The organism is Streptomyces sp. NBRC 110028, from assembly GCF_001417735.1.
Lineage (GTDB): Bacteria > Actinomycetota > Actinomycetes > Streptomycetales > Streptomycetaceae > Streptomyces.
Window position 1 is genome coordinate 118,779 of the sequence record NZ_BBUZ01000039.1, and the last position, 13,269, is coordinate 132,047.

Here is a 13,269-nt window from a genome sequence, read left to right on the forward strand (position 1 = left end):
TCGGCGGTCCCGGTGCGCGCGTCAACGGATGTGACGCCGACCGTTCACCGGCTTTCGCGGGGGTACTGCCGGCGTCACATCCGGCGCCTGAGCCACCTCAGCTTCGCCGCCGCCTGGTACGGGCCGCCGCCCTCGTGGCCGTTGAAGTCGTACACCTCGATGGACCTGTCCTCGTGGGCCCAGGCGTTGAAGGCCGCGAACACCGTGGAGGGCGGGCATGTCTGATCCTCGAGGGCGGTGGAGAAGAGCGCGGGCACCCGGCCACGAGCGGCGAAGTGGACGCCGTCGAAGTAGGAGAGCGTGCGCAGCGCTTCTCCGGTGCGGCCGCGATGCGTACGGAGGAACAGGCCGATCTCCCGGTACGGGCCCGAGTCCGTCAGGGTGACGGCGCGCGGGAAGTCGCACAGGAACGGCACGTCCGGGGCGACCGCCAGCAGGTCGGGGACCAGTCCTCCCACCGCTATCGAGATGCCTCCGCCCTGGCTCTCGCCGATGACCGCCGTACGGGAGGCGTCGGTGAGCGGATGCGTGCGGGCGGCCTCCACCGCCCGCACCGCGTCGGTGAACACCCGCCGGTAGTAGTGGTTCTCGGGCGCGTCGATCCCGCGGGTCATGAATCCCGGGTAGGCGGGAGCGGCGCCCACCGGGTCCGGGGTGCCCCCGCCCCCGCCCCAGCCGCTGCCCTGGCCGCGGGTGTCCATCACGAAGTGCGCCCGGCCGGTGGACGCCCAGAGCAGGTGCTCGTGGGGCAGGCCCCGCCCGCCTCCGTACCCCACGAACTCCACGACGAGGGGCACCGGCTCAGCGATCTCCGCGGGCAGCGTCAGCCAGCCCTTCACCGGGTGACCGCCGAAGCCGGCGAACGTGGCGTCGTACACCCGCACGGTGCTGAGGCCCGTGTCGACGGGCTCGAAGCGGGCGTCGAGGTCGTACCGCCGGGCCTCCGCCAGGGTGGCGGACCAGAACGCGTCGAAGTCGTCCGGTTCGGCGGAGGCGCTGCGGTAGCGGTGCAGCTGTTCGCGTGGAAGGTCGAAAAGTGCCATGCGGGACTGCTCTCCCCAGGAGGACGGACGGTCGTGCGGTGCGTACCCGGTTCGGGCGGGGGCCGGGGCTATCCCCGGGCCACCGCGATGGATCCGGCGAGGCGTTCGCCCGCTTCGTAGATCATGTACGGGACGCCGTGGTCCGTGCCGAAGGAGGGGGCCGCGGCCCGGCCGTTCTCGGGCGCCGATGAGCGGGAGTCGTAGAAGACGCCGAGGTGCTTGCGGAGCGAGAAGTCCTTGCCCACCTCGGTGATCATGAGGTCGCCGCCGCTCTCCTTGTCCTTGTTGTAGACGACGAACGCGGAGCCGCCGCGGGTCAGCAGATGCGGCCCGCCGACGTTGACCGCGCCGACGTCCGAGTGGCGCACCAGCGGCGTCCGGTCGAAGGTCCAGCCGCGGCCGTCCGCGGACCAGCCCCAGCCGATGTCCCGGTGGTTGGTGGTGTTGTTGATCATGAACAGCATCACGTAGTGGGCGCCGCGGGCGGGCAGGTCGTGCCGGAACACCCGGGCGTAGGACGTCTCGGTGGTGCCGGCGGGCATCATGGACGTGTTCAGCACCACCTTGTCGTAGGTGAAGTGGATCCCGTCCTTCGAGCGGGCGAGGCGGGTGGTGGTGTTCTCGCCGTGGAAGTACAGCCAGAACTCCTTGACGTCCTCCTTCCACAGCACGTGCGGCGAGGAGACGTGGCTGACCGAGTAGTGCGGGTCCCATCTGTTCGCCACGATGGGGTTGTCCGGGTACTCGGTGAACGGGCCTTCCAGGGAGTCGCCGTAGGCCAGGCAGATGCCGCCCGGCGCGTCGTGCGGCGCGTAGTAGAGGTAGTACCGGCCCAGGGGACCGGCCAGCTTGTCGTACACCCCGCGGACCGTGGGGAAGATGATCTCGCCGGTCGGGTTGTACTTCAGCCGCGACGGGGTGAGCAGCGTGCGGACGTAGGTGTAGTCCGGGAATCCGCCGGGCGCGGCGGAGGCGGACGGCGTGGCCGACCCGCCGAAGGTGAGCGCCGCGCCGGAGAGGGCGGTGGCGCGCAGGAACATACGGCGGTCGAGACCGGACTGCGGCTCGGGCATGATCGACTCCCTTGGGTCGGATACTGCGGGTCGGATACTGCGGGTCGGGCACCTCGGGTTCGGTGGCTCGGATTCGGTTGCTACGGATTCGGTTGCTACGGGTTCGGTTGCTACGGGGCGGGGTGGTCCGCGCGGATCCTCGGAGCGCGGATCGGGTCGGCTCCGGTCACAGCTCGGTGAAGGCGGTGACGCACAGACCGCCGAGGGCCACGGCCCACACGTACGGCAGGGTGCGCACCATCACCTGGTGCGGGGAGACACCCGCGTACTGGGCGCTCCACACGGTCTGGGTGCTGGTCGGGTCGGACACGCCGAAGACCTGGTTGTACGAGGCGGTCATTCCGAGGACGGCGACGGCCGGGTAGATGCCGGTGGCGACGAGGACGCCCGCGATTCCGGCGCCGAGGCCGAAGACGTTCAGCGGGCCCCGGAACAGGCACAGCGGCACCAGCAGGGTGAAGACGAGGATGAACAGGACGGTGTTCTGCGGGCTGACGGCCTTGACGAGGGGCTGCAGGGCGTCGACCGCGCCGGGCAGCTTGACCGCGGCGAGCAGGATGCCGATGGCCACGAAGAGGGTGATGGGCGGGGCGGCCACCTCGAACCCGCCGTAGAGGGTGCGCAGCAGACGGCGGTTCATCTCCCGCGGCCGGGTCGTCGTCACCAGCGCGTACAGCACGCCGCCCAGCAGCGAGGGGATGATGGCCACGTCCAGGCCGAGGGCGAGGACGAGGGGAACCGCCGGGGTGAGCAGGGCGTACCAGGGGGCGTCGCCGAGCCGCCGGCGGCGGTCGGCGCCCGAGGGCCGTGCCCGCGCCGCCTTCAGGGACCAGGTGTGCTCGACGCCGCGGCGCCGGGACTCCACCAGCACATAGGCGACGGCGGCCACCAGGGCGAACGGGAACAGCTTCACCATGAAGCCGCGTACCGTGTCGATCGGCAGGTCCAGGGCGGTGGAGAAGAACTGCCACACCGGCAGTTCGAAGGGCACGCCGACGGCTATCCCCATCAGGACCGTGCCCGCGGCGGTCACCTTGGGGATGCCCACCGCGATCATCGCGGGGATGCCGATCAGACCGGCGAGCATCGCCGCGGGCGCCGATCCGGTCACGGTGCCGACCAGCGCGGACACGGCGAGCACGCCGAGAGCGACGAACACCGGCCGGTCGCCGCCGAATTCGACGATCTTGCGGACCAGGGTGCCCGCGATCCCGGTCTCCTCCAGGAGCTTGCCGAGCCACGAGCCCAGCAGGATCGCGATCATCGTGGCGGCGAGCGCGGGCGCCCCCTCCTGGAGCACCGTGTCGAGCACGCTCTCCTTGCCGGTGAGCGGAGCGCCCGCCAGGAACGCGATCACCACGGCGAGCAGCACCAGGGCGAACGCCGTGGGCAGTTTGCGGGTGAGCATGGCGGCGACTCCCACCGCCATGACAAGCAGGATGACGACACCCATCGATCAGTTCTCGCTTTCGAAGGACACGGCGGCGGCCAGCGCCTCCGTGAGCAGCAGAGGGCTGCGTCCCAGGCCGCACGCGGTCTGGGCGTAGGCGTGCGCGGCGATCTCGTCCGCGCCCGCGACGTAGGCGTACAGGCGGCGCCGTCCGAGCCGCAGCGCCGTGTGGCCGAGCGCGCGCTTGAACTCCGCGCGCACCGGGGCGTGGTGGAGCCAGGCGTGCGCCTGCTCGTGGGCGAGGGCGGCGGCGCGCACCGACCCTTCCGGGAACCAGTGGCGCCAGCCGCGCTCGGCGACCAGCCGCTCGGCGCGTGCCACGGTGTCGGCGTACACCTCGACGACCGGCGGCCGGGACCGGTAGCGGGCGAACAGCCCGGCCTCCAGTCCGCCGTCCCGCTCGATCACCCGGACGGTCTCGTGCCGCAAGGTCATCCGGCGGCCGAACTCCGAGGCGGTACGGGCCCATCGGCCGAGCAGCGCGGGGTCGCGGCCCTCGTGCGTGGGGGTGCCCGCGAGGAGGCGTACCGCGAGGTGCAGGTCGTGGTCGTCGTTCATGTCCGGGACTCCACGACGGCGACGACCGGCTCCCCGGATCCGCGCGGGCGCAGTTCGGTGCGGGCCAGCGCCAGCAGCGCCTCGGGGTCGAGGACGCCGGAGAGATCCGCGATCCGGCCGCCGACCAGGAGCCGTACGGCGGGGGCCCGCGCCCCTCCGTCGCCGTAGGAGGTGGTGTCACGCACCAGTGCGGCCAGCGCCTCGCCGGACTCCGCGACGGTCATGGTCGCCACGTGGGCGTCCGGCGCGCCGAGCCGCACCACGCCGTCCGCGTCGACCACGCGCACCGGGTGGCGGTCGGCCCGCAGCCGGCGCCGTACCTCGGTGCCGTACACCGTGTACGCGTCCGTCCCCGCCAGCACCCGCACCTGTGCCTCCCCCGTCTTGAGGCTGGTGGCGGCGGCGCGCAGCCGTTCGTCGGCGTCCGCGCGGTGGGAGCGGTCCTGGGTGCGCAGTTCGGTGGCGCCCGTGGCGACCGCCCGGACGGTGTTGGTCTGCGGGTCGACGGTCACCTCCACCTCGACGCCGTCGGCGGCGGCGCCCTGTGCGACGACGGCCTGTTCGGCCTCGGCGCGTACCGCGAGGATCTGTTCCTGGGTGGCGCCGGGCACGATGCGCTCGACCTGTTCGCGCACCAGCGCCAGCGCCACCCCGATGGGGCTGATGACCTCGCTGTGCCGGGCGATGCGTCCTTCGAGCCCGAGGGAGGCGGCCAGGTGCGGCGTCACCGCCGCCGCTCCCCCGCCGCCGCCCACGAGGAGTGCGGTGTCGCGGTCCAGGCGGTAGTCGCGGATCATCGCCTCCACCACCGTCCCGACCTGTTCGGTGCCCGCGTCGAGCACCGCCCGTGCCGCACCGGCCACGTCCGTGCCGAGCGCGGCGGCCACCGGGGCGAGGGCGGCCCGCGCCACGTCCTGGTCGCCGCGCGCGAAGTCCCCCTCACCGACCCGCCCGAGGGCGTTGGCCGCACAGGTCATGGTGACGGCGAAGCGACCGCCTGCGGCGTCCAGGACCAGGTAGTCGTCGGGGTCGCCGGCCATCGGCCGGACCGTGGCCACCCGGGCGTCGCGCAGTTCGCCGGGCGAGGCGAAGCAGGCGTAGGGCAGGCCCGCGATGTGGGCGCTGCGCGGGCCGACGCCGACCACCCGGCCGCCGGAGACGCGCACCATGGAGCCGCCGCCGACGCCGACGGTGCGGACGTCGAGCGCGTTCAGGTACGAGGTCCTGCCGAGGATCGTGGCGTGGCGTACGGCGACCCTGCCCCGCCGTACGACGCTGATGTCGGTGGAGGTGCCGCCCGTCTCCAGGAACAGTCCCTCGCTGATCCGCTCCTGCATCAGCGCCCCGGCCACGCCCGCCGCCGGGCCCGACAGGATCGTCAGAAGGGGGCGGCGGCGCATCTCGTCCAGGGACATGACGCCGCCGTCGCAGCGCATCACCATCAGCGGGGCCATCACACCGGCCTTCGTGATGGACGCGTCCACCAGGTCGGCCGTGGTGAGCATCCGGGGCAGGATCGCGGCGTTGACCACCGCCGTCCGCGTCCGCTTGTGCAGTCCGTACATCGAGGTGATCTCGTGGGCGGCGGCCAGCGGCAGGCCGGTCGGCCGCGCGGCGTCGAGCACGGCCCGCTCGCCCTCGGGCCGGTCCACGCCGAACGGCTCGGTGGCGACGAGGACGTCGGCGCCGTCCGCGCGCACCCGCTCCACGGCCGCCAGCACCGCGGCCTCGTCGGAGGGGTCGGCCACATGGGCGTAGGCCAGCGGGAGCCGCTTGCCGGCGGTGAGTTCGAGCTTGCCGAAGGAAGCGAGCCGCCGGGTGACCACCGCGCCGGGGCCGGCGCCGATCCCGATCAGGCCGACCTTGGCGACGTCGCCCTCCAGCAGGGCGTTGGTGGCCTGCGTCGTGCCGTGGGCCAGGAAGACCACATCGGACGCGGTGCGCCCGGACTCGTCCAGGAGCCGCCGCAGCGCCTGGACGATGCCGTGGGCGACGCCGTCCTCGTGGTGGTGGCTGGTGGGCACCTTCACCTGGCCCACCAGGGTGAGCGTGGCGGCGTCGACCGCCACGGCGTCGGTGAACGTGCCACCCACGTCGATGCCGACGCGGATGCGACGGTCTGGAACCATGGTGGGCACCTCCTTGTGCGTTGACATGGGTGGGTCGAAGACGTGGGGGGCTACGAGGGAAAGCGGGCGGTGACGCGAGGGCCGGTGAGGCGGCGGGCCGGGTCAGTAGCCGCGGACGTCGGGCCAGCGGCGCTGCACGCCCCAGCGGTCCAGGAGGCGGCCGAACTCCTCGAACCGCTTGTCCTCGGCCTGCACCTGGTGCGGTTCGACCCCCTCGTCCAGGCAGTGGGCGGCGAGGGCGCCGGCGACCTCGCCGACGTTCCACTCGACCGGGTGCAGCCGGTAGCAGCCGTTGGTGATGTGCGTGGTGCCGATGTTCTTCCCGGCGGGCAGCAGGTTGCGCACCCGGCGCGGCACCAGCGCGCCGAGCGGGATCTCGAACGGCACGGAGCCGACGTCGATGTAGGTGTCCCCGCCCGTCGAGGGGTGCAGGTCGATGCGGTAGCCGCCGACCCCGACCGAGTCGCGGTAGCGGGTCCTGCCGTACGCCCCGACGACGTCGATCGCGACATCCTGTTCGACCACGGTCGTCACCGCCTTGATGCGCCGCGACTCGCGCACGTAGGCCGCCTTGGCCAGGCCGTCCGCGGTGCCGGTGACGTCCGGGCGGATGCGCAGCCCCGGGAACCCGGTGCCGCCGTCCGCGCGCGGCGCCTCGGTCTGCAGCCAGTACAGCACCGACAGCGACAACTGACGGGCCTCGCGCAGGGCTTCGGCCTCCTGGCCGATGTACGGCTTGAGCCAGTAGTCGTTCAGCGGCCAGTTGACGAGGGTGATGTCCGAGCCGAAGGCGCCCGGCCGGTGCAGCCCGCGGGCGAGGATCCGGCGGAACCCCCACAGCTCCTTGTCCCCGGCGTCGGCGCTCTGGTCGGCGCTGACCGCCAGCGGGTCGAGATCCGGGTTGGGCACGAAGGTACGGGGCACGGGCTCCAGGGTGCGCGGGTCGGGCGCCTCGAAGCCGAGCAGCGGCCCCGGCCAGAAGCCGGGCCGGTAGGAACGCCAGAAGTCGTACGTCTCGGGCCGCTCCACGGTGTGGTCCTCACCCTCGTGGTGCGAGAGCGCGAAACACACCGTGATGCCCTGCTGATTGTCCGGCCGCGCCTCGGCGGGGGCGTGCGGCTCACCGAACTCGTCCTGCGCCTCGGCCCCGGCCGCGTGCTCCACTCCGGCGAGGGCCAGCAGTTCACCGGTCTCGGTGGCGTCGACGACATACCGGGCGGTGAACGTGGTCGGCTCACCGCCGCGCAGGTCGCGCACGGTCACCGCGCGGATCACATCGCCGTCCGTCTCGGCCGACACGGCGCGGTGCTCGGTCAGGACGGTCAGCAGACCGGCGGCACGGAACGGGGCGAGCATGCCCTCCAGCACGGCCAGCGCCACCCGCGGCTCGTGGCACAGCTTGCTGACCCGGCCGGCCCCCGGGTTCAGCTCCGCGAGCCCCCGCGCCTCGGCGCGCAGCGGGTACCACTGGCGGTAGTACGCGCGGATGCCCTCGCGCAGGGCGCGGTAGGCCGCGGTCGTGCCGAACTGCTCCACCCAGGGGTGCTCGTCCGGCGGCACCGCCTGCGCGGTGAGCTGGCCGCCGATCCAGTCGGTCTCCTCGGTCATCACGACGCGCCGGCCGGCCCGGCAGGCGGCGAGCGCGGCGGCGACGCCGCCGAGGCCGCCACCGACGATCAGGATGTCCGGTTCTGCTTTCACGGTGCTCCTCGGGGTGAGGGTGGTGTCTTGGACGTCAGGGGTGGTGGTCGGGGCGGGGGCCCGGAGGCCCCCAGGGCCGGGGGGTGTCATGGCCGACGGTCGGGTGGCCCCGCCGTCGCGCCGGTCCGGAACTCGCAGGCCACCAACGGCTCGTGCACCTGCTCACCGGCGACCAGGGCGGCGAGGAGCCGTACGGCGGCGGCGCCGAGCTGGTGCCGGGGCACGTCGAACCCCGTGGGCACGAGCCCACCGGCCAGGTCCGGCGGCGGACTGCCGAGCAGGGCCAGCGAGACGTCCCCGGGGCAGTCGAGCCCCGCCTCCCGGACGGCCGCGTCCAGCGCCCGCCAGGCCGCGCCGGTGTCCGTCTCCTCCGCGACGAACGCCGTCACCCCGTCCGCGACCAGCGCGCGCACCCGCTCCGCCGTCAGCTCGTGCACCGGGTCGGCGCAGCGCAGCACCGGCGCCGGGCCGGTCTCGGCACCGGTCTCCTCAAGCCCCTCCAGGAAGCCGCGCTCGCGGTCCGCGGACGCCGGGGCGTCGTCGTCCTCGCGCACCAGGACGATGCGCCGGTGACCCAGTGCCGCCAGGTGCGCCACGACGGCGCGGCTGGCGCTGAGGTAGTCGGCGCCGACCCAGGCCAGCCCCTCCAGCTCGTCGCGACGGCCCAGGTGGACCACCGGGAAGCCGTCGGCCACCAGCCGCTTCAGCTCCGCGCGCGGCACGTGGCGGCCGAGGAAGAGACAGCCGTCGGCCAGGCGCACCCGGCTCAGCGCGTCCGGCCCCGCCGCGCCCGCTCCGCCGCTGCTCGATCCGGTGAAGAGCACCAGGTCGAAGCCGCGGGCCGCCGCCTCCTGCTCCACACCGACGAGGAACGGGTAGTACGAGTGCTGCACGTCCATCGGGAACGTCGCGGTGAAGCTGAAGACGCCGAGGAGGTTGTTGCGCACGGCGGCCAGCCGCCGCGCCGCCGGGTCGTGCGCGTACCCGAGGCTGCGGGCGGCGTCGAGGACGCGCTGCCGCGTCTCCTCGGAGATCGTCGCGGCCTTGCCGTCCGTACGCGCCGACAGCACCAGCGAGACGGTGGCCTGGGAGACCCCGGCGAGCTGCGCCACCTCGGCCTGCCGGGGCCGGGAGGTGCGGCCCGCGGAGCCGGTGTTGCGGCCTCGCCTCGCCCGCTTCCGCGACTGCTCCACGCTTGTGTCCTTCTTGTCGAGTGAGTGGTTATGCGCATTACTTATGCGCATGACCAGCACCCTGCAGGCAGCGGACGGAGCGGGTCAAGCCCTGTGCATGAGGTCTTCGCACCGGATCGGGGATCCGCACCGGCGACTCGGGGCAGCGGCCCCGGCCGGGACCGCGGTCGTCGTCGAGTGCTCGCAGGCCGAGGTTGCGGTGGGATCGTCCGGCGTTGCAGCGCTCGGCGTACCGGCGAAGGCGGCATCGAACGCGGCGGTGAACTTGCTGTCCCGGTCACGAATCAGGAACCGGAAGTACCCAGCCCTTCAGGAACCGGAAGTACCCAGCGCTGTCGCCGAGATCCATGAGCAGATCGCGGGCGAGCTGGGTGACCCATGCCCCGGTGGGGCGGGCGGTGGCTGGTTCATCGGCTGACGGTGACGTCAAGGGGAGCCCGGAAGGACAGCAGATCCAGCATCGGAGGCTCGGTCCCACCTTCGGCCAGCCGTACTCCGGGCAGACGACTGGCCGCTACGCGCAAAGCCACCGCCGCTTCTGTGCGCGCCAGGGACGCCCCCGGGCAGCGATGACGGCCGACGCCGAACGCGAGATGGTGACGGACGTTCGTCCGATACGGGCGCATCCGCTCCGGGTGGGGGAAGACCTCCGGGTCGGATCCGCTGCCCATCAGCATCAGCAGCAACTGCGCGCCGTCGGGGATGCGCACCCCGCCCAGTTCGACGGAGCGGACGGCGACCCGCCGCCACGTGGTGACCGGCGGTTCGCGGCGTAGCACTTCCTCCACCCATGCCTCGGCCAGCCCCGTCCGCGCCGTCACGTGCTGCCACAGATCCGGCTCGGTGAGCGCTCGCCGCAGCACCGTGGCGATGAGCTGCCCGGTGGTGGACTGTCCCGCGATGAACACGAAGAAGCACGCGGCCACCGCTGTCCCGATGTCCAGCGGCTCGCCGTCGGGCAGACGGTGGGAAGTCAACGCGCCGATGAACGAGGTGGGCGGGGCGGTGTCACCACGCACCGTGTCGGTCAGCCACTGGTGGAACTCGCCGACGAGCGCCGCCAGTTCCCGTTGTCTGTCGAAGGTGGGCCTGCCCCAGAACAGCTCCAGTGAGGCATCGCTCCAGCGGATCAAGGTGGCCGGAGTGACTCCCCGGATGCCGAGGAGTTCCATCAGTACCCGGCAGGGCAGCACCTGCGCGAACGAGCTGAACAGGTCGCAGCGACCGGTGGCGTCGATCTCCGGCCGTACGGTGTCGAGCAAGTCCTCGGCGACGCGCTCGATGACCGGTACGGCCGCGGCGACGCGCTCGGCGTTGAAGAACCGGGTCACCACGCGGCGCAGTCCCCGGTGGCTGGGAGTGCCGTTGTTGGCGAGCGCGGGTGGGAGGGTGAAGCCGGCCCGGGCGAGGATCCGCAGCGCCGCGACCGGTAGGGGGGTGACTGCGCGCAGAGCGTTGTCGGGACGGAACCGGGTCGGGTCGAGCAGTACGCGGCGCACGTCGTCGTATCGGCTGACCAGCCACAACCCGGTGCCGGGGTCGTGGTGCACGGGGGCCTCGGCCCGGAGCCGGTCCAGCCAGGGGCACGGGTCTCGGACGAAGCCGTCGCCGAAGAGATCGAGCGGGCCGAGCGGGGCACGGGTGCCGAGCGCCACCGGGCAGCCTCCTCGGCTGGTTCCGGCGGTTCCGCTATGGGAGGGGAAGGTGTTCGGGACCAGGGAAGCCACGGCCGGAAACTAACACGCCACAGCGCGCTCCGGTCTCCGTGGTGCGCGGCATCACTCGTTCATGCGGAGCGGGCTTCAGTCCTCGGCGCCGTCCTCGACGAGACGCCGCAGCGAGGGAAGCAGAGTGTCGATGTCCTGCCCGGTCCTGAACGCGACGACGGTGGTACCAGCGCCGGGCTGCGGTGAGGAGCCGGGCGCTCGAAAGAGGGCGAGCACCTCACGCATCGCCTCGTCCACCTCGGCGACCGGGTCGGAGGACTCGCCCCGAAGCCAGCGACGCAGCACGTGGTTGTGGGCGGCGACCACCGCGGCGGCCATGAGTTCGGCCCTCAGTGACGCCGATTCCGTCGGACCCCCCATCCAGTCCGCGATGAACTCCCGGAACAGCCGCTGATAGCGGCCCACACTGGCGATCTCCCGGTCACGCAGGGCAGCCACCTTGCTCGTGAGGGCGTATCGACGCCTCGCCAAGTCGCCCTCATCCACGTAGTGCAGCAGCACGAGTCGAACCGCGTCCGACACGGCGACCAGGGCGGTGCTGTGACTCGAGGTCGCCAGCCGATCCCTGACCAACGCCAGAAGCCGGTCGTGGTCCGGAAAGATGACGTCTTCCTTGGAACGGTAGTTGCGGAAGAACGTCGTGCGCCCGAGCCCCGCTCGCTCAGCGATGTCCTCGACGGTCGTCTGCTCGTATCCGCGCTCGTCGAAGAGCGCGAATGCGGCATCTGCCAGTCGGATCCGTGCAGGTAGCTTGCTCATGATCCCCCATCCTTCCCCGCCTCACCGCGCGGACGCCACTTGCCTCGTCTCGATGGGACTGAGTACCGAATTCCTCGGGCATCGGACGCCGAGTGGCGCGATGTGGCTTCCCCGCAAGGAGCGAGCCCGGCGCTCCCCTGCGCCCGACCAGGGACATCTTCGCCTGCCACCACAAGGAACCGCCGCGTCGGCACACCACCACGTCCAGCGCCCGCACCCCGATTTGGAACTGAGTACTTTACCAACGGCACTCAGTGCCATAGCTTGGATATGCACGCCCCCACAGCGGTGCGACGTGCCACAGCCGTGACCGGTGAGCCGCCACCTCCCGTCACGGGTCGTTTCGGGCCGGGGACGGAGAGGAACACCGTGCTCCATACAATGATCGAAATCACGGATAGCGCGCCCGTCGAACGGGAGGCCGATCCAAGCGCGAGCCCACTCCCGGAGGCGGACTGCCCCACGCAGGTGCCGCTGGGCGGAGTGGGGGGCGGAGAGCTGTACTTCCAGCGCTGCCGCTGGTGTCGGACCGCAGCCTTCCGCCGTCTGTTGTGTCCCGTCTGCGCCTCCACCGATCTCGTCTGGGAGCTCAGTCGCGGCACGGGGGTCATCCGTCATGTCCTGGCCATGGGCCGGAGTTCCGGGAGACAGTGCGCCCTCGCCACCATCAACATGGACGAGGGATTCTGGCTGTGCTCCAGGGTCATCGGCGTGCCGCCGCTCATCGTGCGGGTCGGGGCCCCGGTGTGTCTGACAGAAGGCATCGAGTCCGGCCCTCAGGCACTCCTCTTCCGCCTCTGCGAGCCTCCGCAGCCTCCGTCGCGATGAACGCCGAGGCAGCACGCCACGTGCTCCAGCGACGTCTGGGGTGTGTGCGCCCCCACGACACCTTCTGACCTTGAGTTCGACCCCGCGGGCCATTGCCCCTCACCTCTGGAGCGCCTCCCATGATCCCTCCCGGCTGCCGCCTGCCACGCCGCCCCCCAATGCCGACCGATTCGTTCCTGCCAAGAACGCCGAGACGCGATGACGTAACGGTGCACCCAGGCGCCGGTCTGACGGCCCCGCTTCACCAACCGACCCCTCCCCTTCCGGGTTCCCCGGTGCGGATGGCAGTGCCGTTCCCGCTCGGAAACTCATTCACAGCTGCCTCGGCAACCAGGCTCTCGCTCACCACCTGGCACGCCACCGGCACCAACGCTCAGAAGGGAGCCAAGCAGTGAGCACCGAGCCCGCGCAGCCGGCCGACATCGGCATCCACACGACCGCGGGGAAGGTCGCGGATCTGCGGCGCCGCATCGAAGAAGCGACACACGCCGGCTCCGCGCGCGCGGTCGAGAAGCAGCACGCCAAGGGCAAGCTGACCGCCCGCGAGCGCATCGACCTCCTCCTCGACGAGGGGTCCTTCACCGAGCTGGACGAGTTCGCCCGGCACCGCTCCACCAATTTCGGCATCGAGAAGAACCGGCCCTACGGGGACGGGGTCGTCACCGGTTACGGCACGGTCGACGGCCGCCCGGTGTGCGTCTACTCCCAGGACTTCACGATCTTCGGCGGCTCGCTGGGCGAGGTCTACGGCGAGAAGATCGTGAAGGTGATGGACTTCGCGCTGAAGACCGGCTGCCCCATCATCGGC

The 13,269-nt window shown here is 72.1% G+C and carries 10 protein-coding genes and 1 pseudogene; 1 reads left to right on the top strand and 10 read right to left on the bottom strand.

Going from position 1 to position 13,269, the window contains the following annotated elements:
* Positions 1-74: 74 nt before the first annotated feature.
* The 10 genes and pseudogenes from ASC60_RS30905 to ASC60_RS30945 all read right to left on the bottom strand — a co-directional run bounded on the left by ASC60_RS30905 (position 75) and on the right by ASC60_RS30945 (position 11,633).
* Entirely contained in the window at positions 75-1,043 is a 969-nt protein-coding gene (locus ASC60_RS30905) for an acetylxylan esterase (RefSeq protein ID WP_055556740.1), read from the bottom strand.
* Between the two features lie 68 nt (positions 1,044-1,111).
* On the bottom strand, positions 1,112-2,116 hold the full coding sequence (locus ASC60_RS30910; RefSeq protein WP_055556742.1) for a hypothetical protein: 1,005 nt from the start codon (positions 2,114-2,116) through the stop codon (positions 1,112-1,114).
* A gap of 166 nt (positions 2,117-2,282) precedes the next feature.
* Positions 2,283-3,569, bottom strand: coding sequence for a TRAP transporter large permease subunit (locus tag ASC60_RS30915; protein WP_055556744.1), 1,287 nt, complete (start codon positions 3,567-3,569; stop codon positions 2,283-2,285).
* Between the two features lie 3 nt (positions 3,570-3,572).
* The gene (locus tag ASC60_RS30920) at positions 3,573-4,124 is read right to left on the bottom strand and encodes a hypothetical protein (RefSeq protein ID WP_055556746.1); all 552 of its coding nucleotides are present in this window, start codon (positions 4,122-4,124) and stop codon (positions 3,573-3,575) included.
* Entirely contained in the window at positions 4,121-6,253 is a 2,133-nt protein-coding gene (locus ASC60_RS30925; protein WP_107097209.1) for a hydantoinase/oxoprolinase family protein, read from the bottom strand. The genes ASC60_RS30920 and ASC60_RS30925 overlap by 4 nt, the downstream gene beginning before the upstream one ends.
* A 102-nt stretch (positions 6,254-6,355) precedes the next feature.
* Complete coding sequence (locus ASC60_RS30930; protein WP_055556750.1) at positions 6,356-7,954, bottom strand: FAD-dependent oxidoreductase; 1,599 nt, start codon at positions 7,952-7,954, stop codon at positions 6,356-6,358.
* A gap of 86 nt (positions 7,955-8,040) precedes the next feature.
* A complete protein-coding gene (locus ASC60_RS30935; protein WP_055556772.1) occupies positions 8,041-9,066 on the bottom strand; it encodes a LacI family DNA-binding transcriptional regulator in 1,026 nt (341 codons plus the stop codon).
* 165 nt (positions 9,067-9,231) lie between these two features.
* Positions 9,232-9,547 (bottom strand): annotated as a pseudogene (locus ASC60_RS44225) (hypothetical protein); the annotation flags it as partial.
* Positions 9,548-9,554: 7 nt separating this feature from the next.
* The gene (locus ASC60_RS30940) at positions 9,555-10,802 is read right to left on the bottom strand and encodes a cytochrome P450 (protein WP_055556752.1); all 1,248 of its coding nucleotides are present in this window, start codon (positions 10,800-10,802) and stop codon (positions 9,555-9,557) included.
* Positions 10,803-10,949: 147 nt separating this feature from the next.
* The gene (locus ASC60_RS30945) at positions 10,950-11,633 is read right to left on the bottom strand and encodes a TetR/AcrR family transcriptional regulator (RefSeq protein WP_055556754.1); all 684 of its coding nucleotides are present in this window, start codon (positions 11,631-11,633) and stop codon (positions 10,950-10,952) included.
* A 1,219-nt stretch (positions 11,634-12,852) separates the two neighbouring features.
* Between ASC60_RS30945 and ASC60_RS30955 the strand changes: the two genes are divergently transcribed.
* Positions 12,853-13,269: carboxyl transferase domain-containing protein (locus ASC60_RS30955; RefSeq protein WP_304956828.1), on the top strand; the 417-nt coding region annotated here is incomplete at its 3' end.

What these genes read in the sequence shown, in the direction of transcription:
- ASC60_RS30910 (WP_055556742.1), bottom strand. Translation starts at nt 2,116, where the DNA reads ATGCCCGAGCCGCAGTCCGGTCTCGACCGCCGTATGTTCCTGCGCGCC.
- ASC60_RS30925 (WP_107097209.1), bottom strand. Translation starts at nt 6,253, where the DNA reads ATGGTTCCAGACCGTCGCATCCGCGTCGGCATCGACGTGGGTGGCACG.
- ASC60_RS30905 (WP_055556740.1), bottom strand. Translation starts at nt 1,043, where the DNA reads ATGGCACTTTTCGACCTTCCACGCGAACAGCTGCACCGCTACCGCAGC.
- ASC60_RS30920 (WP_055556746.1), bottom strand. Translation starts at nt 4,124, where the DNA reads ATGAACGACGACCACGACCTGCACCTCGCGGTACGCCTCCTCGCGGGC.
- ASC60_RS30915 (WP_055556744.1), bottom strand. Translation starts at nt 3,569, where the DNA reads ATGGGTGTCGTCATCCTGCTTGTCATGGCGGTGGGAGTCGCCGCCATG.
- ASC60_RS30945 (WP_055556754.1), bottom strand. Translation starts at nt 11,633, where the DNA reads ATGAGCAAGCTACCTGCACGGATCCGACTGGCAGATGCCGCATTCGCG.